At 47.4% G+C, this 25580-nt stretch carries 27 protein-coding genes; 2 read left to right on the top strand and 25 right to left on the bottom strand.

Features of this window, described 5'->3' with window-relative positions; translation table 11 throughout:
• Nucleotides 1–10: 10 nt before the first annotated feature.
• The 12 genes from FJM67_RS03655 to ccmA all read right to left on the bottom strand — a co-directional run bounded on the left by FJM67_RS03655 (nt 11) and on the right by ccmA (nt 10119).
• Nucleotides 11–244, bottom strand: a complete 234-nt coding sequence (locus tag FJM67_RS03655; protein WP_140587317.1) for a YheU family protein — start codon at nt 242–244, stop codon at nt 11–13.
• Nucleotides 245–247: 3 nt separating this feature from the next.
• Entirely contained in the window at nt 248–2284 is a 2037-nt protein-coding gene (gene ligA, locus FJM67_RS03650) for an NAD-dependent DNA ligase LigA (protein ID WP_140587316.1), read from the bottom strand.
• A 68-nt stretch (nt 2285–2352) separates the two neighbouring features.
• The gene (zipA, locus tag FJM67_RS03645; RefSeq protein ID WP_140587315.1) at nt 2353–3384 is read right to left on the bottom strand and encodes a cell division protein ZipA; all 1032 of its coding nucleotides are present in this window, start codon (nt 3382–3384) and stop codon (nt 2353–2355) included.
• Between the two features lie 64 nt (nt 3385–3448).
• On the bottom strand, nt 3449–4615 hold the full coding sequence (gene ccmI / locus FJM67_RS03640; protein WP_140587314.1) for a c-type cytochrome biogenesis protein CcmI: 1167 nt from the start codon (nt 4613–4615) through the stop codon (nt 3449–3451).
• Nucleotides 4612–5025: a cytochrome c-type biogenesis protein gene (locus tag FJM67_RS03635; RefSeq protein ID WP_140587313.1), complete on the bottom strand. Its 414-nt coding sequence runs from the start codon at nt 5023–5025 to the stop codon at nt 4612–4614. The genes ccmI and FJM67_RS03635 overlap by 4 nt, the downstream gene beginning before the upstream one ends.
• Nucleotides 5022–5531 carry a DsbE family thiol:disulfide interchange protein gene (locus FJM67_RS03630; protein ID WP_140587312.1) on the bottom strand — a complete coding sequence of 170 codons (510 nt, stop codon included), beginning with the start codon at nt 5529–5531 and terminating at the stop codon, nt 5022–5024. Before FJM67_RS03630 ends, FJM67_RS03635 begins: the two co-directional genes overlap by 4 nt.
• On the bottom strand, nt 5524–7470 hold the full coding sequence (locus tag FJM67_RS03625; protein WP_140587379.1) for a heme lyase CcmF/NrfE family subunit: 1947 nt from the start codon (nt 7468–7470) through the stop codon (nt 5524–5526). Before FJM67_RS03625 ends, FJM67_RS03630 begins: the two co-directional genes overlap by 8 nt.
• Nucleotides 7471–7487: 17 nt before the next feature.
• On the bottom strand, nt 7488–7934 hold the full coding sequence (ccmE, locus tag FJM67_RS03620; RefSeq protein WP_140587311.1) for a cytochrome c maturation protein CcmE: 447 nt from the start codon (nt 7932–7934) through the stop codon (nt 7488–7490).
• Nucleotides 7934–8110: a heme exporter protein CcmD gene (ccmD, locus tag FJM67_RS03615; RefSeq protein ID WP_140587310.1), complete on the bottom strand. Its 177-nt coding sequence runs from the start codon at nt 8108–8110 to the stop codon at nt 7934–7936. The genes ccmE and ccmD overlap by 1 nt, the downstream gene beginning before the upstream one ends.
• Nucleotides 8100–8846, bottom strand: coding sequence for a heme ABC transporter permease (locus FJM67_RS03610; RefSeq protein WP_140587309.1), 747 nt, complete (start codon nt 8844–8846; stop codon nt 8100–8102). Before FJM67_RS03610 ends, ccmD begins: the two co-directional genes overlap by 11 nt.
• A complete protein-coding gene (gene ccmB, locus FJM67_RS03605; RefSeq protein WP_140587308.1) occupies nt 8846–9508 on the bottom strand; it encodes a heme exporter protein CcmB in 663 nt (220 codons plus the stop codon). Before ccmB ends, FJM67_RS03610 begins: the two co-directional genes overlap by 1 nt.
• The gene (gene ccmA / locus FJM67_RS03600; RefSeq protein ID WP_140587307.1) at nt 9505–10119 is read right to left on the bottom strand and encodes a cytochrome c biogenesis heme-transporting ATPase CcmA; all 615 of its coding nucleotides are present in this window, start codon (nt 10117–10119) and stop codon (nt 9505–9507) included. Before ccmA ends, ccmB begins: the two co-directional genes overlap by 4 nt.
• A 113-nt stretch (nt 10120–10232) precedes the next feature.
• Between ccmA and FJM67_RS03595 the strand changes: the two genes are divergently transcribed.
• Nucleotides 10233–11690, top strand: coding sequence for a flagellar hook-length control protein FliK (locus tag FJM67_RS03595; RefSeq protein WP_140587306.1), 1458 nt, complete (start codon nt 10233–10235; stop codon nt 11688–11690).
• Nucleotide 11691: 1 nt separating this feature from the next.
• Nucleotides 11692–11964, top strand: a complete 273-nt coding sequence (locus FJM67_RS03590; protein WP_140587305.1) for an EscU/YscU/HrcU family type III secretion system export apparatus switch protein — start codon at nt 11692–11694, stop codon at nt 11962–11964.
• A gap of 12 nt (nt 11965–11976) precedes the next feature.
• Here FJM67_RS03590 and FJM67_RS03585 read toward each other — a convergent pair whose 3' ends face one another.
• From FJM67_RS03585 to flhA, 13 genes are all read right to left on the bottom strand, one after another.
• The gene (locus FJM67_RS03585; protein WP_140587304.1) at nt 11977–12384 is read right to left on the bottom strand and encodes a DUF2802 domain-containing protein; all 408 of its coding nucleotides are present in this window, start codon (nt 12382–12384) and stop codon (nt 11977–11979) included.
• 45 nt (nt 12385–12429) lie between these two features.
• Complete coding sequence (locus tag FJM67_RS03580; RefSeq protein WP_140587303.1) at nt 12430–12921, bottom strand: chemotaxis protein CheW; 492 nt, start codon at nt 12919–12921, stop codon at nt 12430–12432.
• Between the two features lie 20 nt (nt 12922–12941).
• Nucleotides 12942–14033, bottom strand: a complete 1092-nt coding sequence (locus FJM67_RS03575; RefSeq protein WP_140587302.1) for a chemotaxis protein CheW — start codon at nt 14031–14033, stop codon at nt 12942–12944.
• Nucleotides 14034–14042: 9 nt separating this feature from the next.
• The gene (locus FJM67_RS03570; RefSeq protein ID WP_140587301.1) at nt 14043–14816 is read right to left on the bottom strand and encodes a ParA family protein; all 774 of its coding nucleotides are present in this window, start codon (nt 14814–14816) and stop codon (nt 14043–14045) included.
• A 63-nt stretch (nt 14817–14879) separates the two neighbouring features.
• Nucleotides 14880–15728, bottom strand: coding sequence for an OmpA family protein (locus FJM67_RS03565; RefSeq protein WP_140587300.1), 849 nt, complete (start codon nt 15726–15728; stop codon nt 14880–14882).
• On the bottom strand, nt 15721–16458 hold the full coding sequence (locus FJM67_RS03560; protein ID WP_140587299.1) for a flagellar motor protein: 738 nt from the start codon (nt 16456–16458) through the stop codon (nt 15721–15723). The genes FJM67_RS03565 and FJM67_RS03560 overlap by 8 nt, the downstream gene beginning before the upstream one ends.
• A complete protein-coding gene (locus FJM67_RS03555) occupies nt 16458–17522 on the bottom strand; it encodes a protein-glutamate methylesterase/protein-glutamine glutaminase (protein WP_140587298.1) in 1065 nt (354 codons plus the stop codon). The genes FJM67_RS03560 and FJM67_RS03555 overlap by 1 nt, the downstream gene beginning before the upstream one ends.
• 20 nt (nt 17523–17542) lie before the next feature.
• Nucleotides 17543–19852, bottom strand: a complete 2310-nt coding sequence (locus FJM67_RS03550) for a chemotaxis protein CheA (RefSeq protein ID WP_140587297.1) — start codon at nt 19850–19852, stop codon at nt 17543–17545.
• A 12-nt stretch (nt 19853–19864) separates the two neighbouring features.
• Nucleotides 19865–20653, bottom strand: coding sequence for a protein phosphatase CheZ (locus FJM67_RS03545; RefSeq protein WP_140587296.1), 789 nt, complete (start codon nt 20651–20653; stop codon nt 19865–19867).
• Between the two features lie 8 nt (nt 20654–20661).
• A complete protein-coding gene (locus FJM67_RS03540; RefSeq protein WP_425452749.1) occupies nt 20662–21042 on the bottom strand; it encodes a chemotaxis response regulator CheY in 381 nt (126 codons plus the stop codon).
• Nucleotides 21043–21099: 57 nt separating this feature from the next.
• A complete protein-coding gene (locus tag FJM67_RS03535; RefSeq protein WP_140587295.1) occupies nt 21100–21849 on the bottom strand; it encodes an RNA polymerase sigma factor FliA in 750 nt (249 codons plus the stop codon).
• A 95-nt stretch (nt 21850–21944) separates the two neighbouring features.
• Entirely contained in the window at nt 21945–23282 is a 1338-nt protein-coding gene (flhF, locus tag FJM67_RS03530) for a flagellar biosynthesis protein FlhF (protein WP_235889974.1), read from the bottom strand.
• Between the two features lie 127 nt (nt 23283–23409).
• Nucleotides 23410–25539, bottom strand: coding sequence for a flagellar biosynthesis protein FlhA (gene flhA / locus FJM67_RS03525; protein ID WP_140587293.1), 2130 nt, complete (start codon nt 25537–25539; stop codon nt 23410–23412).
• Nucleotides 25540–25580: the final 41 nt, after the last annotated feature.

Raw genomic sequence — 25580 nt, 5'->3', positions numbered from 1 at the left:
GCATTTAATTTTATTGAAAGCCCCGTTGCATTTCTGCTTTGGAAACCAAGCGAATAGTCTCAGACTCGGTGTCGAACAATAGCACCGCTTCTTTGCGCTTGAGCAAACTCATCACCTGGCGGCGCTTATCTTCGACACTTAGGTCATAGGCACCATAGTCAGTGCCGTCCCTTGAGACAATATCATCAATAATATTCACCAAGGTCTCAGCAGGCAGATCATCGTACGGGATAAGTGTATCCATTTATTAGGCCACCCCGTGTTGTTGTAGTAACGCCTGCAAACTTGCCTCATCTAAAACAGGGATGCCCAAATCATTTGCTTTGGCTAGCTTAGAACCAGCCTTTTCACCCGCTACTAGACAGTCAGTTTTGGCAGATACGGAGCCTGCGACTTTTGCCCCAAGCTGAATTAGCTTGGCTTTCACATCATCCCGTGAATACTGGGAGAGCGTTCCAGTCACTACGTAGGTTTTGCCTGCCAAAGGCTGTGCCTCTGGTTCCAGCATTTCTACCATTGGCCATGTAACGCCTAGCTCTTGTAGCTGTGCAATAATGTCCCGGTTGCGCTCTTGTTCAAAGAAAGTACGAATGTGGTGAGCAACGATTGGCCCCACGTCATCTACCTCCAACAGATCCGCTTCACTAGCTGCCATCAACTTGGTTAGATCGCCAAAATGCTGCATCAACGTTCGCGCTGTAGCTTCCCCGACTTCGCGAATGCCTAAAGCATAAATAAATCGGTTGAGCTGAGTTTGCTTAGAGACTTCGATAGCATCGAGCAGCTTCTGCACCGATTTGTCGCCCATACGTTCTAGAGCCAGCAGTCTGGCAGGCTTTTCCCGCAAGCGATAAATATCTGCTGGTGTAGCAAGAAGCTTTTGCTCTACTAAAAGCTCAATCAGCTTATCCCCAAGACCATCAATATCCATCGCCTTGCGAGAAACAAAGTGCTTCAAGCTTTCTTTTAGTTGGGCGCTACAAATCAAGCCACCAGAGCAGCGTATTACCGCTTCTCCCTCAACGCGATCCACATCCGACTGACATACTGGACAGGTTGCCGGGAAAACCACTTCAACTGCATCTTGGGGGCGGCGATCTTTCACAACCTGAACCACCTGAGGAATCACGTCGCCAGCACGACGAATCACCACCCAGTCATTCACCATAACACCCAAACGAGCAATTTCATCTTTGTTGTGGAGAGTGGCATTGGAAACCGTTACACCACCCACAAAAACTGGCTTGAGACGCGCCACCGGTGTAATGGCACCGGTGCGACCAACCTGAAAATCAACGCCAATAATTTGTGTTACTTCTTCTTGGGCTGGAAACTTACGCGCAATCGCCCAGCGGGGGGCTCTAGCAACAAATCCGAGTTGGCGTTGCTGTTCAATGCTATCTACTTTGTAGACAATACCATCAATGTCATAACTTAATTGATCACGTTGCTCAGCGAGATTGTTGTAGTAATCAATACAGGCTTCCACCCCAGCCACACGCTCCATTAAATCATTGATCTTGAATCCCCACCCGGCAAGCTGCTGGAGACTCTCATAGTGACTATCTGGCTGTTGCCAGCCTTCCGCCAAGCCAATTCCATAAGCGCAGAATACCAGCGGCCGAGAGGCGGTAATTTTGGGGTCGAGTTGACGTAGACTTCCTGCGGCGGCGTTGCGAGGATTAACGAAGGTTTTTTCCCCTTTCGCAATAGCCTGTTCATTGAGTTTGGCAAAACCCGCTCTAGGCATGTAAACCTCACCGCGCACTTCCAGCACCGGTGGCGGTGTTGCAGTACGCAGACGGAGTGGAATTGAAGGCAGTGTACGAAGATTAGCAGAGATATCTTCACCGGCTAGACCATCCCCACGGGTCACACCTCTTACCAAAGCACCATTCTCATAGCGTAAACTAATGGCCAATCCATCCAGCTTCGGCTCACAACAATAGGAGATATCATTCAAACCCAGAAGCTTGATAATCCTTTCTTCAAACCCCTGTAAACTTTCATTATCAAATGCATTATCCAGAGACAACATGGGCACGCTATGACTAACAGTTGCGAAGCCCGTATCCGGTTTTTCCCCTACCCGCTGGGTGGGAGAGTGTGACTGAATCCATTCGGGATGGGCAGACTCCAGCGCCTGAAGCTCACGGTAACATCGATCATATTCGGCATCGGGTACCATAGGATCGTCTTTTACATGGTAAGCGTAGCTATAGTCATTTAGGCGTTCGACTAACGCCAACATGTCAGCTAATGAGGGGGAGTTCTTCTCGCTCATGCAATCTCTCTGAATTAAGGTAAACGCAGTAGACAAAAAGGCCCCAGTGGGGCCTTTCGCTTTATTTTTTAAGATCGTTTCGATCGAGCCATACGCCGACGTTCAAAGTCGCGAATGCGTTGACGACAATGGGCAATGGTTTGCTCGCTCATGGGGGAGCGACGTTCATCACGGAGCTCTCCCCCAAGATTACGAGTAAGCACTTGGGCCGTTTCTAACATAAAATCAAAAGCGCGCATGCTATTTTTAGGACCAGGAAGTCCCATAAAGAAGCTGACCCCAGGAGACTGGCTTTCGCCCATGGTTTCCAAATCGAAGGTGCCTGGTTCAATGGCGTTCGCCATGCTGAACTGCACTTTGCCTTTGTCATAACCTTCCTCGTGGCGATGGAAGATATCCATCTCCCCGTAACGCATACCACAATTAAGCACCAGCTGTAGCAGCTCCATGCCGGCGTAAGGGTTACCCTCTTCGGCAAATACGTTGATAACGATAACTTCTTCTATCTCGGCGTTGTCTTCATCATCAACACTCTCGTCAATCTTAGCCGAGGAGCTAAAGGCTTCCGTTTGATCTAGGTCGACTGTCCCATAGTCTTGTTCGTAGTTTGACTCTCCCACTTCAGAGGGCGCTTGAGGTTCGTGCAAAGCCTGATCATCCATGTAGTCGGAGTAATCATCGTCAGGAACATCAGCATAATCTTGCTCTTTTAAACGTTCGGGAGATTCGTCTATTAAACGCTCGGGCACCAGAGTCGCAAGCTCCTCCAGTTCAAACTGATCATTGCGATCTAACGCTGGACCAGCATCCACTTTGTGGGGTAAATCAGTAAGTGGGCCCTTTACTGTTTTTCTCGCATTTTCAAATGCGTTCATAATGGGGTCATTGACGTCTTCAGATACCGGACGAGCACCACCATTTGGAAGCTCACGTTTCACCATGGCTTCCTTGAGTGCTTCGTCTGGATCTATCCAATCGTCATCGTCAGGATAAGTGGTTAACTGCTGAGCCTTACGATATCGTCTTACGCCGTCGATCAAGATAACAGCGATGATGATTAGCCCAATTAAAATTAGCCACTCGCGCAAGCTAAAGTCCATTACGTTTTCCGAATTAGGTCAATGAAATTGCTGCTATTATCGGATGCTAGCGGAAATCTTTCAATTACATGCTGACAGGCACTTGAAATATTTGCTCATCTTGAGTCGGAACGCCGGAAATTTGACCAATAATCTTCCCTTGAGTCAGATCAGAGGCATTCGCCGGTGACTGTTTCACCACCACATCAACCTGATCAAACTGAGCTAATGATGCCCCTGGCATTAAGTTATCCAAATTGGTCAACTCAATCACCCCTGACAATTGCTGACTGGTCACTCGCTGGATCGCTACTGGCATAGGACTAGAGCCGCGGGCATAAACTAGATAAACACTATGAGGATCAAGGCTACCTGATACCACATCTATCTGTAGGCGGATACGATGTGAAATAAGCGCCGGAACGTCTTCTTCAGAAATATTCCCCACTTCCCTAGCTTTACGAATACCAGCCATTAAAGCGGCTCGCTCTTGTGGATTCTTGCCATGAATGACAGCATTCTGCCAAGCAATCAGGGCACCCTTATAATCCCCTTGATCGAATAGGGAAACGCCTTTTAAACCTAAAGCGACTGGCTGATCAGGGCGCACTCGTAACACGTCATCTACAACCTGAGTCATACGCGGTGACACTTGGTTATTATTGGCATAGAAGATTGCTTGAGCGTATTCAACTTGAATATCCACTCGTTCTTCTGATTCGTCATCCAAACTATCAAGAGATTGTTTATAAGCAGCGACAGCAGCCACATATTCACCGCGAGCCATATAATCTTTGGCTTCGAAATACCAATCCTCAGCACGCCCGTAGCGTTGACTCCGATACTGCAGAAAGGCACTAATATCATCATTAGTTGCCGTTTGGTTCGCTAATTTATCGGTAAATAGAATCTCGCGCGTGTAGCCCATTTGGTAGTAGACAGTCATGCTACCCAGCACCACAATCCCAAGCGCTACCAGGATTATGTTACGTGCACTACCAATACTTTCTTGCAGAGACTTAAGTTGAAGTTGCTGCTCAGTCTGAGCCTCGGCCAACAAGTCTTCTTTTAATTGCTGCGCTTCATCGTTATCGATACGACCACTTTCTAGCTCTTGTTCAATTTCAGCGCTACGCAGACGTACAAACTGAGCCATAAACTGATGCTGATTTTTACGTTGGGTCAGGTGACTTACGACGTAATACAGGCTTGCCAATAGGAGGCATGCCATAATGATCCAACCAATTATCATGCTTTACCCTTTTTTCGCTTGTTCAACGAAATCACCACTACAAAAATGACCGCGCCGATACCTAACAGAATGAATGGACCATACCAAAGTAAAAAAGTACTGGGCTTTTGTGTGGGTTTGTAAAGCACAAACTCTCCATAGCGAGCAACCATATAATTCACGATCTGCTCATTAGAGTCGCCACGCACCACCATGCGATAGACCTGATCACGAAGATCCGTCGCGATAGTTGAATTAGAATCAGACAAATTTTGATTCTGGCATTTAGGGCAACGCAACTCCTCGACCAATACTTGAAAACGTTGTTCTTGTGCAGGATTGTCAAAATGCAATAACTCTTCTGCCGCTAGCGCAGGCAATGAAACACCTAAACCTAGGCAGGTTAGCAATATTATACGCAGCCAAATCATCGCATATACCCTTGTAATGTTTGCCAAACCGCTTCATTCACAACCCCTTGATGACGATAAGCGACTCTGCCTTGACTATCGACTACAAACGTTTCCGGAGCACCAGTCACTCCCATATCCACGCCAAAGTACCCCATCTCATCCTGTAACACCACCGCATAAGGGTCACCTTTATCTAGCAACCATTGTTTTGCGGCATCTGCCTCATCCTTGTAATCAATACCAACGATAGGAACGCCCTCAGCCGCAAGTGCCATAAGGTATTCGTGTTCAATACTACAAGAAGGACACCAAGTCGCCCAAAAGTTAATTAAATAGGGGCCTTTTGGTAACGATTCGTGCCCAACAAGCTCACTACTTTCAAGTGGCACTAGCTGGAACTCTGGTAACGGTTTACCAACCAAGGCTGACGGCATGTAATGCACATCCTTACCAAGCTGCATATAAAACAGCACACCAAGTACAACAAACACACCAAAGGGGATAAAGAGCAATGCTTTACGCATGGGCAACCTCCGCTTTTTTACGGTAACGGGGATCAAATGCTGCTAATAAACCACCTGCCATCATCATCAAACCGCCTAGCCAGATCCACCGCACGAAAGATTTCACATAAATCCGCACGCCCCAAGCCCCTTGATCTAAAGACTCTCCCAAGGACACATACAAATCGCGGGTAAAGCCCGGAGACAAAGAGGCCTCTGTCATCACCTGACGAGTAGTGGTATAGAGCCGTTTCTGGGGGTGCATAGTATCAATTAGTTTGCCATTCTCACGTACCGTAATTACACCCGTGTCAGCAACATAATTTGGGCCTTCGACGTGTTTAATACCCTCGAAAGTGAATTCATATCCATTTACCTCGACACTCTCTCCAGGAGCTAAGCGAACCATTTTTTCGACACTATTGGCGCTTACGAAAATCACACCAATCAGTGCTACAGCAACACCAATGTGAGCAAGCTGCATTCCATAATAGGCCCGAGGCAACTTCTTCGCCCTTGTCCATAAAGATGAGTTCTTGCCTGCAACTTTAGAAAACCATTCAACAAAGCACATCAATGAGAGCCATAGAGCAATAGCTAAACTAGCCCACACCCAACCATCAAAGTCGCCAACAAAGTACACAATGGCACTCAATAATACGGCTAATAGCGCCGGGGCGATGGCATGACGGACAAGCAAGGCTCCTTTGGTTTTGTGCCATTTTGCAATTGGCCCGATTCCCATCAAGACGATCAAAAACAGCGCAATCGGGCCAAAGACAGCATTAAAATAAGGCGCACCAACAGATATTTTCCCCAAGCCCAATGCATCAAAGATGAGTGGATACAGGGTGCCCAGTAAAACAGTTAACGTTAAGATCGTGAGCAGGATATTATTCAACAATAACCACGCTTCTCGACCAGTAATACCAAAGGACACAGAAGAACGTACCTCTCCGGCACGCAAAGCATATAACAATAAGCTGCTGCCGATGATCACCACCAATAAGGCCAAGATGAAAACACCTCGGGTGGGATCAGCTGCAAAAGCGTGAACAGAGTTCAACACGCCTGAACGTACTAAGAAGGTTCCTAGGAAGGACAAGCTAAAGGTAAAAATCGCCAGCAACACCGTCCAGCTTTTGAACACTCCGCGTTTTTCAGTGACTGCAAGGGAATGTACTAGTGCCGTACCAGCCAACCATGGCATCAAAGAAGCATTTTCTACCGGATCCCAAAACCACCAGCCACCCCAGCCGAGCTCGTAATAAGCCCACCAGCTGCCTAAGGTGATGCCCAAGGTCAAAAACGCCCACGAGACATTAGTCCATGGACGCGCCCAACGCGCCCAAGAAGAGTTTAAATTTCCAGTTATTAATGCGGCTATCGCAAAAGCAAAGGCAACAGAGAACCCTACATACCCCATGTACAATGTAGGAGGGTGCACAATCAGACCAAAGTCTTGCAGTAAGGGATTCAAATCGGCGCCATCAACCGGAGTCTCTGGCAGAAGTCTTACAAAAGGAGAAGATGTATAGACGATAAAAGCAATAAAACCTGTAGCAACAATACCCAGAATGGCAAGCACAACAGGGGCTGTCAATTCCGGTAACGTATGAGATTTTCGCGCAACAGCGCTAGCCCAACCACCTAAAATAAGAGCCCATAACAGCAGTGAACCTTCATGCCCCCCCCATACCGCACTCACCTTGTACCATATGGGCAACAGGGTATTCGAGTTCTGTGCAACATATTGAACTGAAAAATCATCTTGAACAAATGCCAGCGTAAGTGCTACAAAACTAAGAAAAATTAAGGCTGTCGTCACATAAGTCAATGGTACTGCACTACTCAGCAGTAAGCCATTCCGGGTGCGATAGCCGATTAAAGGCAGAACCCCTAAAGCCGCAGCAAAAAACATTGCCAGTATCAGGGCAAAATGACCAATTTCAGGAAACATCATTATCAAACCTTAATCTAGTAGGCTTTCGCGTCTGCTTGCTTAGACGCCTCGAGGGCAGCGCTAATTTCGGGAGGCATATATTCTTCGTCGTGCTTGGCAAGTACTTCGCTGGCTATCAGTACGCCAGCGTCGTTCAATCTACCCTGAGCGACAATGCCTTGCCCCTCCCGGAACAAATCTGGCAGGATTCCTTGGTATTCAATACGAACCTTTTGAGCGTAATCTGTTACTTCAAAAGATACATCTAGTGTTTGCGGATTACGCTGCACACTTCCCTCCACTACCATACCACCAGCTCTCAATGTGACGCCTGTCGGTGCCTCCCCTGCATGAATTTGAGTGGGCGAGTAAAATAAATTGATATTTGTTGACAGAGCATATAATACCAAACCGATAGCCCCACCAAGCAGAGTGAGTATCACACCAATCGTGATCATGCGTTTTTTTCGAACTGGATGCATTAGGACTTTTGCTCCCTTTGAATGCGAGATTTCAATTGACGACGCTGCTTGCGACCATGTAGTAGGGTTTGCACAACCAACCCGGACAAGACGATAAGACACAGGGCATAGGTAGACCACACGTAAGCGCCATGATTCCCCATCTGAATAAATTCACTGATCGAATTAAACGCCACGCTTCATTACCTCTTCCTTAACCCAGTTGGCTCGTCGTTCCCGAACCAATACTTCATTCTGCATTCGCCACATGGAAACACCTGCAGCAAACAAGTACAAACCCAGCGCGCTAAAGAGTAGCGGCAACCACATTTCTACCGGCATTGCAGGTTTTTCTGTTAACTTAAACGTGGCAGGTTGATGCAACGTATTCCACCACTCAACGGAATACTTAATAATCGGCAAATTAATAACTCCAACGATACTGATTACCGCCACTGCTTTATCAGCCAGTTGAAGATCATCTAGGGTGTTTTGAATGGCAATCACCCCCATATAAAGTAAAAATAAGACCAATACTGATGTGAGACGTGCATCCCATACCCACCAAGTCCCCCAAGTAGGTTTCCCCCAAATCGCTCCGGACACCAAGGAGATAAATGCCATCACGGCTCCAACTGGGGCGACCGCTTTAATAAACACCGGAGCCAACTTCATTTGCCAAACTAATGCGACAAAACCAGCTATACCCATGGCCAAATAGCAACTTTGAGCTAGAACCGCAGCCGGAACATGAATATATATAATACGAAAGCTGTTGCCCTGCTGATAATCTTGGGGAGCGAAACCTAATCCCCAAATAACCCCAACTATTAGAAGGACAGTACCGAACCAGAAGCACACCTTGCCCCAGCGATCTGCCCACTGAAAAAACCATTTTGGGGAACCCAATTTATGAAACCAAGTCCAGTTCATTAACTCACACTCGCTTTAATTGAAATCGCCGCCATGAGTGGCGAAATTGCTAATGCTAATAGGGAAATAGCGCCTAAAATAGCCAACTGTCCGGTGAATGGCATTTCTAACTGCGCCGCTCTAACCGCTCCAGTAGCAAATATAATGACAGGAATATAAAGCGGTAAAATCAGTAGCAACATAAGTACAGCTCCGCCTCGCAAAGAAACCGTCAATGCTGCTCCGATAGCACCAATTAAGAACAATGCTGGCGACCCCACCAACACACTGACCAACATCACGGGTATTAGTTCACTAGCCAAAAACAGCATCTTGGATAAAAACGGTAACGCAAGTACTAAAGGAATGACTACCATCAACCATTGCGCAAATACTTTGAGCAGAACAAGAACCGAAACCGAGTGACCACTCACCAGCCACTGTTCCAAGCTACCGTCGTTGTAGTCCTCTTTAAACAGAGACTCTACAGACATGAGAATTGCCAGTGCGATTGCGCACCAAATAATCCCCCCCGCAGCAGGGGCTAAGAAATCAGGGGAGGGATCAACACCCAATGGAAATAAAGTCACCACCATGACAAAAAAGATCAGAGCGTTAAATATGCTTTGTTTGCGGCGGAACAAAGTGAGTAATTCCGCTTTGAAGAAAGACGATAAGGTCATGACGCTAACTCAATAGTCACGGGATTAAGCGAGTGAAGGGGTTGATGGGTCGTTAAGACAACAATACCACCCGTTATAACATGATCCTTAATACGCTGTTCCAATACCTCTACGCCAGATACATCCAGTGCGGTGAAAGGCTCATCTAGTAGCCATACAGGCTTCTGTGTTAACCACAAACGAGCTAAGGCCACCCGGCGTTTTTGTCCTGCGGAGAGTTGTGCTGCTGGGGTATCCCAGTAGGCGTCAAGGCTAACTTGAGTTAACGCATACTCAAGCTCTTGATTACTGGAGTGAGGAGCATAAAGCTTGAGATTTTCCGCTACCGTAAAAACGCTTTTTACTCCCGGTGTGTGGCCGATGTAGAGCAAGTCCTGTATCAGCACGTCACGATGAGCAGAAATATCTTCACCATTAAAAGCGACGCTCCCCTCAACAGCGGAAAGCGTGCCTACCAAGTATTTCAACAAGGAGCTTTTACCCGCGCCATTTTCACCTATTATGCGCGCAACTTGACCACCCTGCAGCGAAAAACTCAATCCACGACATAAATCGCGATCGCCCCGTTCTAGCCAGAGGTTCTCAACACAAAGAGTTGTGACTGCCTGCAAAAGTTTTGCCTCAAATTACCGATAAGGATAAAAATACTAACAGTGTTGCCGCTTAAAACGGCGCTATTATAAAAGAAATTTCTAGGTTAGATGAATAAAAGGGCTGCGAAAGCATGATCAATGACATAACTTCGTTAAATACCAAGGCCCCTCTGAGCCCCAATAGCGCCGCCAAAAACCTACAAAACGAAGGGGTATTAGCAAAGCTTTCCAGCGAGCTAAAACTGATTTCCAATCTACCTCGCGTAGAAGTCATTAACACCCAAGCCATCGCGAATAATCAACTTATCCAGCTGAAAACCCCACAACAGCAATCTTTTAGCGTCATAAGCAGCAATTCAGATACCAATAAGTTGCGCCCAGGAGATACGCTATCCTTGCGCTCATCACCAACCGAAGTGAGCCTAACGAAAGTGATCACTTCCACCAGCGAGAAAACAGCCACGCCATCGACTCAAGTTGCGAAGAACTCCTATCAAAATTCCACACCCCAACCTACCCAATCCGTAAGTATCCGGGGACAACTCGCCTCTAGCGTCATGACCTTACAAGCGCAAGCAAATTCATTTCCAGTTACCACCTCTCCCCAAGGTGGTACACCAACAAGCCCGCAGACTTTTCAGACTCCAGTTCAAATAAATGGGCAGTCGTTATTGCTGGAAACGAGCTCACCGTTACAGCAAGGCGAGTCACTGAAAGTGATCGTTGATGCTCAGGGGAAGCTACAACTCTTACCCTCCCCCACAACCAGCGCACCGCAAGTCGTACAATCAGGTTTAACCCAGTCTCTGCCAGCACAGCTCAATCGCGACGAAATGGTGCAAACTATACGTCAATTACAACAATTGGCAGAGATGCCTGGGAATAAACTGCCAGCGTCGCTACAAAGTGCCATTAAACAATTGGTACAGACTTTACCTAGTTTAAATAACTTAACGGCTGAGCAAGGGAACATTCGCCAAGCACTACAAACATCCGGTCTTTTTGCCGAAAGTAACTTATCTCAAAATCAGCATGTGAAACAGGATCTAAAACTAAACCTGTCTCATATCGAGCATACGGTACGGCAACTACAACAGGCAGACCTTAAGGCTACGTTACCTCCCTCATTAGAGAAACTCTCTGGCGCCATCGAACGGATAACAACCCAACAACTCACCCAGCTACTGGACAAAGATGGTATCGGCCAATTTCCGCTAACCATGGAACTACCGATTAAAAATGGGGCCATGACTGAGTATATTGGCGTTAGAATTGATCAAGATCGCACCGAAACTCCGACGCCTCCCCCCCATAAGCGACGCTGGTTAGTACAACTCAAGTTTGATTTCGAAGAAACAGGCCGTTTTGAAAGTCGCGTTAGCATTCAAGAGGATAAGGTGCGGGTACTATTTGCAGTAGAGAATACAGCAACGGAACTGCTAATTCGCCAAAACATGGACACTTTAAGGCAGGATTTACGCCGCCGCAAAATCCAAATAGAAGGTATGGACTGCTTCGTCACGAAATTGTCCGACGATGCTCCGAAACCCACTCTGGGTGAAAACCGACTGATAGATATTAGAACCTAGCATGACAAACCAACATCGCCGAAAGCCAGCCCAAGCCGTTGCACTACATTATGATTACAGTTCTGCCCCTAAAGTGACTGCCAAAGGTAGCGGCTATCTAGCAGAAAGAATCATGGAGGTGGCAAAGGAAAATGACGTATTACTGCATAAAAGCCCTGAGCTCGTGGAGGTGTTGGCTACGTTAGAGTTGGGCGACGAAATACCTGAAGCACTTTACCTAGCTATTGCAGAAATTATTGCCTTCGCCCATTCCCTGAAAAAATCGGAAACATAACACTGTTCTGCGCTATTTACTCGACTGGCTGTTTAGGCGGGATTCTTTCTTCAACAAGCTAATCAGCTCCGCTTCGGCGCGAATCAGCCCACATTTAGAGACAAGATCATCCACCGTGGCACCCATTTCAAGTAACTCCATCGCGCGATTATAGGAAACACTGCCCTCTTTGGAGATAATCTCGCTTTGGCGTTCCACTGCCATGTTTAGGCGCTTTTCGATGGCGACTAAGCGGCGCCCCATACCGATAGACCCAGACGCCAACACCTGGACTTGTTTTTTTTGCCCAAGCTCAGCCTCGCTTTGTTGATCCTGGATACGGTTTAGCCGGCGCTGGACACGCCATAACCAAACCACCAGCATCACAATTACGAGAAACTGAAACACAAGTAAAAAATTGAAAATCCACTGAGAATCCATTAACTGCCTTATGGTGTTGAGCGGCCTAGAATAAAACCCGAACTATTACATGGAGGCCACTTCGGACCATTCATCCTCAGACAATAATTTATCTAAATCCACCAAAATAAGTAACGTGTCATTTTTATGGCATACGCCTTGAATAAATTTTGACGATTCATCATTACCTACATTGGGAGATGCTTCAATTTCCGACTGGCGTAAGTAAACTACCTCAGAAACTGCATCAACCAAGATACCGATAACATGACCATCTACTTCCAAAATCATGATGCGGGTAGAGTCAGTGATCTCACCTGACGTTAGGTCAAAGCGCTGACAGGTATCAATCACTGTCACCACGGTGCCCCGCAAATGAATAATACCCAATACAAATGAGGGTGCGCCAGGTACTGGGGCGATCTCGGTGTAACGCAGAACTTCTTTTACCTGCATCACGTTCACACCATAGATCTCATGCTCCAAGCGGAATGTCACCCACTGTAACATTGGATCATCATTTACCTTTACTTCTTTTAACGCGCGACCTGTTGACATGGCATGACCTCCGAGGACAGTTAACCTTTCACGTGCATTTTATAGCCGTTATTGGGATCGTCTAACAATTCAATAAAACCTTGTACATCTAATATAGCGCACATATGGTCAATAACAGTACCAGCTAACCAAGGACGACGGCTGCGATCACTGCGCCATTTTACTTGGGAGGGCTCTAATGAGATGGCTTCCGCCACTTTCTCACAAGCAAGCCCCCAATCAGAGCGATCGAGCTGAATCACAAACTTAAAGTTATCCTTTAGTTCACCTACGTAGTGATCTGGCATTACCCAACGAGCCGTGTCTACTGTGCGAATATTAAACTCGCCAACATTCGCGACACCCATATACCAAGACGGCTGTCCAAATATATTGGTCACGTTATCTTTATTCGCTTGGTAAATACCACCTAATTCTACCAGTGGTACCGCCATTTTCAGACCACCGACATAGAACAGTAGGCATTCGAAGCGGCTTTGTGCCCAAGGTAATGGATCAGTCTTCGCAATCTGTGGTTTTGCGACTGGGGCTTCGCTCTCGATCGTGATATCAGCTGGAACAAATTCTTGCTCAAGCTCTTTTTCGTCGATTGCAGGCAACTCAGCAGAATCCTGTTGCACCACACTAGCCAAATCACTGATGTGAGCGCCCACTTCCAACTCAGCTTGGCTGTCTGGTATTTCTTGGCTGGGATCGTTCTCGTCAACCACATCCTCTAAGGCATCAACCTCTTGCGGTAATTCAAAAGAAACAGTGTCGAGCACTTCTGAGGAATGGCGCTCCTGTACCATAGTTACAGAAGGTGCGCGATTCTCGATCACAGGTTTAGATTCAGCCCGTGCATCGCTGCTCTCATCCTGCAACCCTTGAATAGCCGCTTCAAACTCGGCAAAGGAGAGATCCAACTGTTCATCTAGATCAATTTCCGCAACCGCCTCAGAAGCGTGCGCTGCAACCTCTAACTCTACGGCAACATCTTCGGACGACGTGATAGATTCATCCTCCTCAGTCGCTTCCGAGTAGGTAACATCTAACAACAAATCATCCAAGTAACGCTGCAAGGCTTGTTGCGGAGAATTCATGGTATCAAGTTCTACATTGGTGCTCTTCATCGTGTACCGTTATTTGGCAGGGCTAACCAAGGATTCTAATAGACTGGCGTAGGCCTTCACGCCTCGAGCGCTAGCGTCCAACGCAGAAGGTGCAATACCCGCTGTGCTCGCATCCCGTAGCTTAGTGTCTACTGGAATCACAGACGGCCAGACCGAATCTTCATACAGCTCTTTCAGGTTTCGCAGACTTTTATTGGAGGCCTGGGTACGACGGTCAAACAAGGTTGGCACAATAATATAAGGCACTGGACGTTTACGAGCACGGTTGATCATAGTAAGGGTGCGGATCATACGCTCTAGGCCCTTGATGGCTAGAAATTCTGTCTGAACCGGAATTAATAACTGCTGACAAGCCGCTAAGGCATTAATCATCAAGACACCAAGCACTGGCGGACTATCGATCAACACGTAATCGTAATCATCCCAGAGGATAGCGAGTGTCTTAGAAATCACTAATCCCATGCCGCCTTGGGCTTGGGCGTGCCGCTCCAGTGTCGCCAATGCGGTAGAAGCCGGCATAAGAGATAAATTGGGATGACCGGTCTCAAGGATCAGACTAGGCGGCAAACTCTCTGGAATTTTCCCAGGGACTTGAAACAAATCGTAGGCACTGTGCTCAATGGAATCTGGATCGAAGCGAAAATAACTGGTAAGGGAACCGTGAGGGTCCAAATCAATCATTAGCACGCGATGACCTGCATCTGCCAATAATCCAGATATGGTTACTACAGTGGTTGTTTTGCCTACCCCACCTTTTTGATTTGCCACAGCCCAAATGTGCACACTAATTCCCCTGAGTACAGGCCAACTTTGACGTCTAAACACCTAATCATATACAGATAGGCCTTAGTTAAACAAGTAATCATGAAGATTATCAGACACTTGCTTACTAATTTTGAGAGTGACGCGACGGTTTTGCGCTCGGGCATAATCATTGGTGTTGCGAACCTGAGGATTTTCACTAGAAAAACCCACCGGTGCCAGCAATTTTGGATTAATGCCGCGATAAATTAACTCATCCACTACAGCGGCTGCCCGCAGCGCTGATAGATGCCAGTTGCTACTAATAACACGCCCAGTTGTTGGGGTATCATCCGTATTGCCGAGCACTAAAATCGGCGATGGGTAGGCTTGTAAGATATTGGCAATAGCAATAAGTAATGCCACAGCTTCATTACTGAGTTCTGATTCCCCTTCAGCAAACAACAATCCAGATTTCATATCTAGGGTGATCCAATTAGGATCCTCATTGATAGTAACATCGCCAGAACGCTGCAATGAAGGGAATTGCGACGTTATGGTATCACTCAAGGCTTTATAGACAACCGTATTGTCGACCTGGCTCACATTAGAAATGACATTGGGAGTGGGGTCAAAGCTTTCGTCAGGGGTAACTTGCAGCATTTGCTCACCATTTGCCTCTTCAGCGACTGGATCACCAATATTGATGGGCTTAATTGATTTCTGCACTGCATCGAAGATTCCTTGCAGAGTTTGCGTCAATTGACGTTCATCGCCAGCTTGCTTTAAGGAGATAGAATAAAGTGCTACAAAGAAGGCAAAGAGAAGAGTAATGAAGTCCGCATAGGATAATACCCAACGATCACGTCCACCAGTATTCAGCTGACGTTTTAAGCGGCGCTGCGTTTGCCATTGCCGGGCCCGATCACGACCAGATAGCTTACGCTCATTCATAGCCGTCTAGTTCAAGTTCTAAACGCTGGGGGTGTTTGCCAATCGCAATACCATGAATACCATCTATATATAGCTGGTTCAGTAGTAATTCGGCATCCACGTAGCCGGTTAATTTACGACACAAGGGAAACATGATGAGGTTTGCGAACCCCTGACCATAGAAGGTCGACACAAAGGCCACGGCGATGCCATGACCCAATGCCTCAGGACTGTCTAAGTTGGCCATAGCCTGAATCAGACCTAGTACGGACCCCATGATGCCTAATGTTGGAGCATAGCTACCCACCGACTCTAGAAAACCGATGTAATTACTTTTGCGCTCGTGAACCCGCATGGCTTCTTCGTGCAGCCGATCAGCAAATACGTCCGGCTCAGTACCATCAACGGCCATCTGTAAAGCTCTTGTGGCAAAACGGTTATTCAGAGCCTTAATATCGGATTCCAAAGATAAGACTGACAAACGGCGAGCTTTAGCAGATAAACGACTGATGGTTTCTCTGGCGAAAACGAGGTGAAACTGCGGTGGAAAAAATGCCCAACGCAGCATTTTCAGGGCCTTAATGGCATCTTCGGCGGAGCTCTGTACCAAAGCTGCCCCGACACTACCAACAATAACGATGATTGCCGAAGGCAAATTCAGTAATAGGACAATCTCACCACCACCAAGCCAATTCGCCAGAAAAACAGCGCAAAAAGCAACGACTAAGCCGCCGATGGTGAGCAAATCCATCAACACACCTCTTTAACGATGCGTTCACCTATATGGTCTAAATGGATAATATCATCAGCGAGATTCGCTTTCTCTACCGCCATCGGCATACCGTAGATAACACAGGAATCTTCGCTTTGTACCCAAACTTTGGAACCCGAGTTTTTAAGCATACGAGCACCTTCGCGACCATCTGCCCCCATTCCCGTCATCACCACGGATAAAACCTTACCCGGGTAACATTTAGAGGCAGAACCGAAAGTGACATCCACCGATGGTTTATAGTTGAGTCGCTCGTCACCTTCTAGGATACGCACACTGCCGCCGTTGCGTGGATCAACCATCATCTGTTTGCCACCAGGAGCTAGTAACGCCACGCCAGGTTGCAGTTTGTCGCCATCTTGCGCTTCTTTAACGCTGATTTGGCAAATTTGATTTAAACGATCGGCAAACGCATGAGTAAATGCAGCCGGCATATGTTGCACCAACACCAATGGCACAGGAAAGTTCTTTGGTAATTTGGTTAACACCGCTTGCAAAGCCATTGGCCCCCCAGTAGAGGTACCAATTGCTACTAAGCTTACCTTCTTACGAGCGCGGGGAATAATAACGCCGCGATCAGTAACAATTGGCTTGGGAGGCTCTTTTCGCGATACTGGCGCGATTGGCGCACGTGCTCCACCCAAACGAGTTCGCGCCACTGTCAGTACGCGTTCCACTAGGGTGTGCTTCACCACCGCCGAATCCCGAGAAATATCCTCGAAATTCTTAGGCATAAAATCCACTGCGCCAGCTTCCAAAGCATCAAGTGTCACCCTCGCCCCTTCGTGAGTCAGGGAAGAGAACATCAATACCGGCGTAGGCTTCTCTTTCATAATTGCCGTCACAGCGGAGATACCATCCAAAACTGGCATCTCGTAATCCATAGTCACGACATCAGGAGAAAGAGACATTACCTTGTCTACTGCTTCTTTGCCGTTGTTAGCTGTGCCAACAACTTTTAAGCGCGGATCTGCCTCAAAAATTTCCACTAAACGACGGCGAAAAAAACCCGAATCGTCAACGACCAGCACCTTCACTGGCATAGTAAAGCTCCCATATCAACTTAGCGAGAAGCGTAATTCTTCAACATGCTAGGCACATCAAGAATCAAAGCAATACGACCGTCACCGGTAATCGTCGCGCCAGCCATTCCCGGCGTGCCCTGCAACATTTTACCTAGAGGCTTAATAACTACCTCTTCCTGACCAACGAGTTGGTCAACAACGAAGCCCACCTCATTCATGCCCACCTGAACGACCACAACGTGAGCTTCTTCAGGAGTTGGGTTATAACGAGCCCCTTTAATCATCCAATGTTTCAAGTGGAAAATTGGTAGGGTTTTGCCACGAATTACAACCACCTGCTGGCCATCAACAACATTTGTCTTCTTCAGGTTTAGGTGGAAAATCTCATTTACACTAACCAACGGGAAGGCAAACGCTTGGTTATCAAGCATCACCATCAAGGTAGGCATAATAGCCAAGGTCAATGGCACCTTAATACTGAAACGAGAGCCTTGGCCAAGCACGGACTTGATATCTAATGTACCGTTGAGTTGAGAGATTTTGGTTTTCACCACATCCATCCCAACACCGCGACCAGATACGTCGGTAATCTCTACTTTGGTAGAAAATCCGGGAGCAAAAATTAGATTAAATGCTTCATCATCAGACAATCGCTCCGCAGCATCCGTATCCATCAAGCCTTTTTCAACGGCTTTACGACGCAATACATCTGGGTCCATACCAGCGCCATCATCGTCGATGGATAATAGGATATGATCCCCTTCTTGCTCTGCGGACAAGACCACATGACCAACGCGCGGCTTACCTTTTGCCTCTCGGACATCCGGAGCTTCAATACCATGGTCAACCGAATTGCGCACCAAGTGAACCAATGGGTCAGCAAGGGCTTCAACTAGGTTTTTGTCTAGGTCTGTCTCTTCACCACGCAACTCTAAATTAACTTCTTTCTTCAGGCTGCGTGCCAAATCCCGTACTACTCGAGGGAAGCGACCAAACACTTTCTTGATTGGCTGCATTCGGGTTTTCATCACGGCGTTTTGCAAATCACCCGTGACGACATCTAAGTTGGAGACGGCCTTACTCATGGACTCGTCGTCGCTTTGCAAGCCCAGACGAACAAGACGGTTACGTACTAGTACGAGCTCGCCGACCATGTTCATAATGTCGTCCAAACGTTTGGTATCAACACGAACCGTGGTCTCTTGAACCACTGGGGATTGCTTTTGACTATCTGCCGGTTCAGCCGCTTTCGGAGCAGGTGCTGGTCTCGCTGCTGGTTTGGGCGCAGCAGGCTTGGACTCGGGCTTAGGTGCTGCTTTAGCTTCGACTTTTGGTTTCGGTTGTGAGGCTGGTTCTGCTTTTTCTGAGCCAGAAGGAGTAGCGTGGGTTGGGCTTTGGCCTTTACCATGAAGACTGTCTAGTAGCGACTCAAACTCGTCTTCGGTGATCAAGTCAGATTCCGCACTGGCTCGGCCAGCAGCCGGCTCACTAGAAGTTTCAGATTTGCTTGGCTGACTTTCTTCCCCTTTAGCCACACCCGGGGCGCCACCACCATGTAATTGATCTAGTAGGGCCTCGAACTCATCCTCGGTGATATCATCCGAATCACTGGAAGAATCCATTTCGGGCGCGGCTTCTACTGAGCTACTCCCGCTAGATCTCATACCCGGCGCACCGCCGCCGTGAAGCTGGTCAAGCAACGCATCAAATTCATCTTCGGTAATGTCATCAGAATCGGATGTTTCAGCCGCTGGAGAAGCCTCGGTCGCTTCGTTACCAGCACCAGAACCCAATGCACTTAGCAAAGATTCAAATTCATCATCAGAGATATCGGCAGGTTGATCATCTGCTTGCTCAGCAGAAGAGTTATCTTCAGGGACTGGCTCTTCTAACTCTGGCTCAACCTCTTCTTCTACTTCAATGTCTTTCTCCGCTGACGCTGCGAGTTCATCTGCGGATGGGGGTTTGGCATAGAAACTAAGAGCATCGATTAGTTGCGGGTCAGCATGTTGCGGCTCTTGACCGGAGCGCACCGCCTCAAACATTTCGTTGACTGAATCAAGCGCTTGAAGCACCACATCCATGAGATCCGAGTCAATAGTACGCTGACGATTACGCAATACGTCGAACACGTTCTCTGCATAGTGACAGCAGTCCACCAGTGCCGTCAGCTGCAAAAAGCCCGCACCACCTTTAACTGTGTGAAAACCTCGGAAGATTGCATTTAACAACGCAACATCATCAGGGTTTTGTTCCAGATCTACTAACTGTTCAGAGAGCTGCTCAAGGATTTCGCCAGCTTCTACCAAAAAATCCTGAAGAATCTCTTCATCGACCTCGAAACTCATCCTCAGCTCCTCTTAGAATCCAAGACTCGAAAGTAAATCATCTACTTCGTCTTGGTTATTCAATACTTCTGGGTTGTTGTCTTGTTTAATCGACGGCCCGTGACCGAGATCATCATCCCGCTCAAATTCTTTTTCTTCGTGTTCGATACCGGAAATACTGTCAACACGCCCTGCGACCGCCACCAGGTGAACCAAACGCTCTTCAACATCTCGAATCAAATCGTTAACGCGGGCAATAACCTGCCCTGTCAGATCCTGATAGCCTTGCTCCAGCAATATGGTATTGAGATTATTGTGCAGTGTGGTGGCACTCTCATCAGTATATTTCAAAAAGGCATCGATGCGTTTATACAGTTCACGGAACTCTTGGGGAGTCAAATCCCGCTGAATTAGACGGTTCCAATCTTTATGTAACTCTCGCGCTTGGTTTTGCAATTCACTCGCTACTGGAACGCTACTATCAACCATATCCATGGTTTTGTTAGCTGCCGAGCTGGTCATCTCGATCACATAGTTCAAGCGGTCTGAGGCATCGGTAATTTTAGAGGCTGACTCAGCATCACCACTAGAGGCCATCATATCAAACGAGTCAATTTGAAAGTCACGAATGGCATCATGCAGACTGCGCGTGAGGTAACCAACTTCGTTATAGAAGCTTTTATGTCTAGCTTCACTCAATTCCTGAATGATTTTGATAGCACCGCTGAAATCCCCTACTTCTAACTTATTCAGGAGATCCACCGCACCATCTTTAACGATATTTTCGAAATCGCCCAGTTCAGAGCCTTTCTTATCTGACATGACGGCACCTATTTAGCGGAATCAATTCGCTCAAAAATTTTCTCAATTTTCTCTTTCAACGCCACTGCAGTAAAAGGTTTGACCACATAACCGTTCACTCCGGCTTGGGCAGCGGCGATGATCTGATCACGTTTCGCTTCCGCAGTTACCATCAATACAGGAATAGTTTTGAGCTTATCATCTGCACGCACTGCACGAAGCAGTTCGATACCCGTCATACCAGGCATATTCCAGTCGGTAACGAGAAAATCGATGGTTCCGGTCTGTAAAATTGGCAGCGCTGTCGTTCCATCGTCCGCTTCGACTGTATTGGTAAATCCCAAATCCCGGAGCAGATTTTTGATGATACGTCTCATCGTTGAGAAATCATCAACAATCAGGATTTTCATATTTTTATCCAATGCAACCTCCACACCCCTAAGGTAATGTCTGTAAAAATGTCGTTATTAATCTTGCCAAGCCGCTAGGCGAGAGCGCAATCGCATGGCTGCCTGACTGTGTATTTGGCTGACTCTAGACTCGCTGACACCGAGCACTGCGCCAATTTCTTTTAAGTTAAGCTCTTCATTGTAATACAAGGATAAAACTAACTTTTCCCGCTCGGGCAAACGATCTATCTCTGCCGCAAGCTGCTGTTGGAAACCATTTTCTGCTACCGCCATGAAAGGCTGAGAGCCATCACCTTGCTGGTCAGACTCTATATCTAGCTCAGAACTGCCGTGTTCACTTTCAAGCATTTCTTCATAGCTAAACAGTTGCGTCGACATAGACGATTGCACGATGTCATGGTACTCATCAAGTGAAATCCCCATGTGGGCGGCCACTTCTGCGTCGGACGCCTCACGACCAGTAACCGATTCAATTTCTCGTATCGCGTTTGTCACCGCTCTACCGTTGCGACGAACGGAACGAGGGGCCCAATCACTCTTACGCACCTCATCCATGATAGCGCCACGGATGCGAATACCTGCATAAGTTTCAAATGACGCACCTTTGGTAGACTCAAAGCGTTTGTAAGCTTCGATGAGTCCCATCATGCCCGCTTGCAACAGATCATCAACTTCCACATGGCTCGGCAATCGCGCCAACAGATGGTAAGCAATTTTTTTTACTAAAAAGCCATACTGTTGAACGATAGCATCAACGGTTAACGTGGCTTTTTTTGAGTACGTCCCATAAGGATTCTTGCTATGCATATATCCGCGTTTATTTAAATCAAAGGATAGCCGTGTAAACTGGCTAACTGTACAACATAGTTTTGCTTTATGCGCTCAGTAATAACATATTTTTACTAACTACCATACTTCAATGAGCCATAAAGTTGACCATACTGGTCTGCAATGTAAACTGCTCGGCTAATTAGGTGGTGTGCACGGGCTGGTTCAATATCATCTGGGATACGTTGCCCATCCGCTATATACATTACCGGCAACGCTTCTTCGATAACTACGCTGATTGCCTCACCCAATGACGCCGACTCATCAAGCTTACTCAGTACACAGCCATCAAGCTGCACCTGAGAATAGACATCAACCACCGTTTTCAACACTTGATGCTGACTGGTGCAGGGCAACACTAGGAGCTTTTTGAGATAGCCACGAGCGCGTTTCATCATGAGCAACTGTCGCTCTAGGTTACGATCCCGAGGATTCATACCCGCTGTATCGACCAAAATTAGCGAATAGTTGGCGTATTTATCTAATACTTCGTTTAAATCTGAGTATTCATTTACTACTTCAACCGGCACATTCAAAATCCGCCCAAAGGTGCGAAGCTGCTCGTGAGCGGCGATACGGTAAGTATCCGTTGTCACTAATACCACGCTGCCAGCCCCGTATTTCAACACATACTGGGCGGCTATCTTACCAATTGAAGTTGTTTTACCTACACCGGTAGGCCCCATAAAAGCGATACATCCTTGCAGGGTTTCCGCCGCTGAGCGTATCGGAATATAATCGGCAAGGTTAGACAGTGCTCGCTTCCAGTCTTCTTCTCGTCCAGTCAAAGACATGTTGGAACAAATTTTCTCGATAACGCCATCAGACAAACCTAAGTATTTGAGTCTTTGCGCTAAAATCTGACGAGGAGATTCTGATGGTGGCGCGGGAATTTTTACTGCGGCTGGAGCAACTGTTTGCTGCTGAGTTTGCTCTAGCAGACGCTTCACTGCATTTAGTTCTTGCTCCATTGCCCGAATTTTCTCTTCTTCCGGCGATGGCACCACAGGACGCTTGACTGAAAGAGCCTCTTCAATATTGCCCTGTTCTTCTAATTCAAAACGCTGTGCCGCATGATTCAACTCATTCACTAAATTGTGCTGAGTCGGTTGGGCATTCGTTTCGTAGGATTGCTGTTCTGACTTCGCTCGGGCGCGTTCAATCCGCTCCTGATAATCTTCACTAGGTCGCACTGGTGGCTGCTGGCGCGGAGCAGGTTGTGGAGACGACGCTTGCTGATTTGAGCTTCGAGGAGCTACCGGACGCTCATAAGAGGGAGACTTATTCGGCAAAGAACCGTCATAATCTATTGCGGTCGTAATCTCAATTTCGCCGGAAGGAAGGCGTTGATTAGATAAAATGACAGCATCAGGCCCTACAGCGTCACGGACTTTCCGTATCGCTTTGCGCATATCGGGTGCTCTGAACCGCCTAATTTGCATGCTACCGCTAATCCTTCCAGTTTTTTTTTTCATACAAATCCATAGCTTACCCGAATAGTCTGGATAAATATAGCAACAAAATCACACAAATGATCAGCTACTGACCAATTACGCCGACCACCGAAACCCGCTTATGATCAGGCACTTCTTGGTAAGAGAGCACAGCCATGTTCACCATACCATATCTTAGGAAGCGCGCCAGCATGGGGCGAATGGGTGCAGATACAATCAGAATTGGAGTATTCCCCATTTGCTCTTGCTGCTCTGCAGCCTGCTTAAATGATTGCTGTAGTTGTTCTGCCATTTTCGGCTCTAAAATGAGCGCCTCTTCATTTTTAATGCCAGACTGCTGACTTTGTTGCACAGTCTGCATCAGCATTTTCTCTAGCTGCGGGTCCAATGTCATTACCGGTACCTCATCAACCCCTTCCGCCAGAGTCTGCATAATCAGCCGCGACAAAGAAGTCCGTACCGCAGCCGTGAGCACCATTGGGTCTTGCGTTTTTGGCTGCACCCCCATGATAGCTTCAGCAATGGTACGCATATCACGCAGCGGCACTCCTTCCAACAATAGATTCTGCAAGACTTTTAACAGAATACTTATTGGCACTGTGTTTGGCACCAGTTCTTCAGCAAGCTTAGGATTATACTGTTTGAGCAAACCTAGTAGCTGCTGCACCTCATCATGACCGATAAGCTCGTAAGCATGTTTTTGCATAATCTGGTTGATATGGGTGGCAACAACGGTTGCCACATCAACCACTGTGTAGCCGTAGGTCTGAGCCTGATCTCGTTTTTTGGGATCAATCCAAACGGCGTCTAAGCCAAATGACGGATCCTTACCAGGAATACCGTCAATAGTGCCAAATACTTGTCCTGGATCGATCGCCAATTCTTTGTCAGGATGCACTTCTGCCTCTGCCAGGCTTACCCCCATCAAGGTGACACGGTAGGCATTTGGCATTAAATCAAGATTGTCACGAATATGGACACTAGGAACTAAGAAACCGAGCTCTTGGGAAAGCTTGCGCCGAACACCTTTAATTCGCGACAACAACTCTCCCCCCTGACTTTTATCTACCAACGGAATCAGCCGATAACCCACTTCCAGCCCTAACATGTCCACCGGAGCCACATCTTCCCAGCTCAAGTCTTTCGCTTCTGCCGGTGGCTGAGCATCAGAGCTCCCCGGCTTACCAGCACCAGCCGCTTTGGAGGCAGGCTTGACGGTTGCTTGCTTCTTGCGGTGCTCTAGGTAATAAGCCAAACCACCAATGCTGGCCGCCAAACCAAGGAATGCAACATGGGGCATACCAGGCACAACCCCCATAATCGCCATAATGGCGGCTGCAATATAAAGGGCTTTAGTTGAAGCAAACATCTGCCCCATTACTTGCTGCCCCATATCCCCTTTTTCGTTGACACGGGTAACCATAATCGCCGCGGCAGTCGATAACATTAACGATGGGATTTGAGCAACCAAGCCATCACCAATGGTTAACAAAGAGTATATTGTGATCGCTTCGCTAAAACTCAGATCATATTGCATCATGCCGATTAGTAGACCGCCGATGATGTTGATCGCTAAGATCATAATGCCTGCGACGGCATCGCCCTTTACGAACTTTGAAGCACCATCCATGGAGCCGTAGAACTCGGCTTCTGCAGCAATTTCATCTCGGCGAAGTTTAGCTTGATCCGCATCGATCATACCGGCATTCAAGTCCGCATCGATGGCCATCTGCTTACCCGGCATTGCATCCAAGGTGAAGCGCGCACTAACTTCGGAAATACGTCCGGCACCTTTGGTTACCACCGCGAAGTTAATAATCATCAAGATAGTAAATACCACAAAACCAACGACGTAATTACCGCCGATAACCACTTCACCAAACGCCTGAATCACTTTACCCGCCGCATCACCACCCTCGTGACCATAAAGCAAAACAACCCGAGTCGATGCCACGTTAAGCGCTAAACGCAACAAGGTAGAAACCAGTAGAACCGTCGGAAAAACCGCAAAGTCAAGGGGGCGCAAGGAATACACCGCGACCAGCAATACCACAATGGACAAGGCGATGTTAAAGGTAAACAATACATCCAAGAGAAAAGGAGGGAGCGGCAATATCATCATTGCCAACAGCGATAGCAACAGGAAAGGCACCCCTAAGCCGCTTCCTAACACACCACGAAACTGGCCTAAAACTCGCTGGCGATCAATGGCCACTTAAACTCACCTCTAAAAAAATCGAACCGGAATGGTTAACT

Origin of the sequence: Maribrevibacterium harenarium, assembly GCF_006385675.1 — a bacterium.
Lineage (GTDB): Bacteria > Pseudomonadota > Gammaproteobacteria > Pseudomonadales > Marinomonadaceae > Marinomonas > Marinomonas harenarium.
The sequence above is the reverse complement of the archived record's forward strand: the minus strand, read 5'-3'. Positions and strand labels throughout refer to the sequence as shown.

Excerpts from the sequence above, each read along its gene's own strand:
- FJM67_RS03655 (WP_140587317.1), bottom strand. The coding sequence starts at position 244 with ATGGATACACTTATCCCGTACGATGATCTGCCTGCTGAGACCTTGGTG.
- ligA (WP_140587316.1), bottom strand. The coding sequence starts at position 2,284 with ATGAGCGAGAAGAACTCCCCCTCATTAGCTGACATGTTGGCGTTAGTC.
- zipA (WP_140587315.1), bottom strand. The coding sequence starts at position 3,384 with ATGGACTTTAGCTTGCGCGAGTGGCTAATTTTAATTGGGCTAATCATC.
- ccmI (WP_140587314.1), bottom strand. The coding sequence starts at position 4,615 with ATGATAATTGGTTGGATCATTATGGCATGCCTCCTATTGGCAAGCCTG.
- FJM67_RS03635 (WP_140587313.1), bottom strand. The coding sequence starts at position 5,025 with ATGATTTGGCTGCGTATAATATTGCTAACCTGCCTAGGTTTAGGTGTT.
- FJM67_RS03630 (WP_140587312.1), bottom strand. The coding sequence starts at position 5,531 with ATGCGTAAAGCATTGCTCTTTATCCCCTTTGGTGTGTTTGTTGTACTT.
- FJM67_RS03625 (WP_140587379.1), bottom strand. The coding sequence starts at position 7,470 with ATGTTTCCTGAAATTGGTCATTTTGCCCTGATACTGGCAATGTTTTTT.
- ccmE (WP_140587311.1), bottom strand. The coding sequence starts at position 7,934 with ATGCATCCAGTTCGAAAAAAACGCATGATCACGATTGGTGTGATACTC.
- FJM67_RS03610 (WP_140587309.1), bottom strand. The coding sequence starts at position 8,846 with ATGAACTGGACTTGGTTTCATAAATTGGGTTCCCCAAAATGGTTTTTT.
- ccmB (WP_140587308.1), bottom strand. The coding sequence starts at position 9,508 with ATGACCTTATCGTCTTTCTTCAAAGCGGAATTACTCACTTTGTTCCGC.
- FJM67_RS03595 (WP_140587306.1), top strand. The coding sequence starts at position 10,233 with ATGATCAATGACATAACTTCGTTAAATACCAAGGCCCCTCTGAGCCCC.
- FJM67_RS03590 (WP_140587305.1), top strand. The coding sequence starts at position 11,692 with ATGACAAACCAACATCGCCGAAAGCCAGCCCAAGCCGTTGCACTACAT.
- FJM67_RS03585 (WP_140587304.1), bottom strand. The coding sequence starts at position 12,384 with ATGGATTCTCAGTGGATTTTCAATTTTTTACTTGTGTTTCAGTTTCTC.
- FJM67_RS03580 (WP_140587303.1), bottom strand. The coding sequence starts at position 12,921 with ATGTCAACAGGTCGCGCGTTAAAAGAAGTAAAGGTAAATGATGATCCA.
- FJM67_RS03575 (WP_140587302.1), bottom strand. The coding sequence starts at position 14,033 with ATGAAGAGCACCAATGTAGAACTTGATACCATGAATTCTCCGCAACAA.
- FJM67_RS03565 (WP_140587300.1), bottom strand. The coding sequence starts at position 15,728 with ATGAATGAGCGTAAGCTATCTGGTCGTGATCGGGCCCGGCAATGGCAA.
- FJM67_RS03560 (WP_140587299.1), bottom strand. The coding sequence starts at position 16,458 with ATGGATTTGCTCACCATCGGCGGCTTAGTCGTTGCTTTTTGCGCTGTT.
- FJM67_RS03555 (WP_140587298.1), bottom strand. The coding sequence starts at position 17,522 with ATGCCAGTGAAGGTGCTGGTCGTTGACGATTCGGGTTTTTTTCGCCGT.
- FJM67_RS03550 (WP_140587297.1), bottom strand. The coding sequence starts at position 19,852 with ATGAGTTTCGAGGTCGATGAAGAGATTCTTCAGGATTTTTTGGTAGAA.
- FJM67_RS03545 (WP_140587296.1), bottom strand. The coding sequence starts at position 20,653 with ATGTCAGATAAGAAAGGCTCTGAACTGGGCGATTTCGAAAATATCGTT.
- FJM67_RS03540 (WP_425452749.1), bottom strand. The coding sequence starts at position 21,042 with ATGAAAATCCTGATTGTTGATGATTTCTCAACGATGAGACGTATCATC.
- FJM67_RS03535 (WP_140587295.1), bottom strand. The coding sequence starts at position 21,849 with ATGCATAGCAAGAATCCTTATGGGACGTACTCAAAAAAAGCCACGTTA.
- flhF (WP_235889974.1), bottom strand. The coding sequence starts at position 23,282 with ATGCGCAAAGCGATACGGAAAGTCCGTGACGCTGTAGGGCCTGATGCT.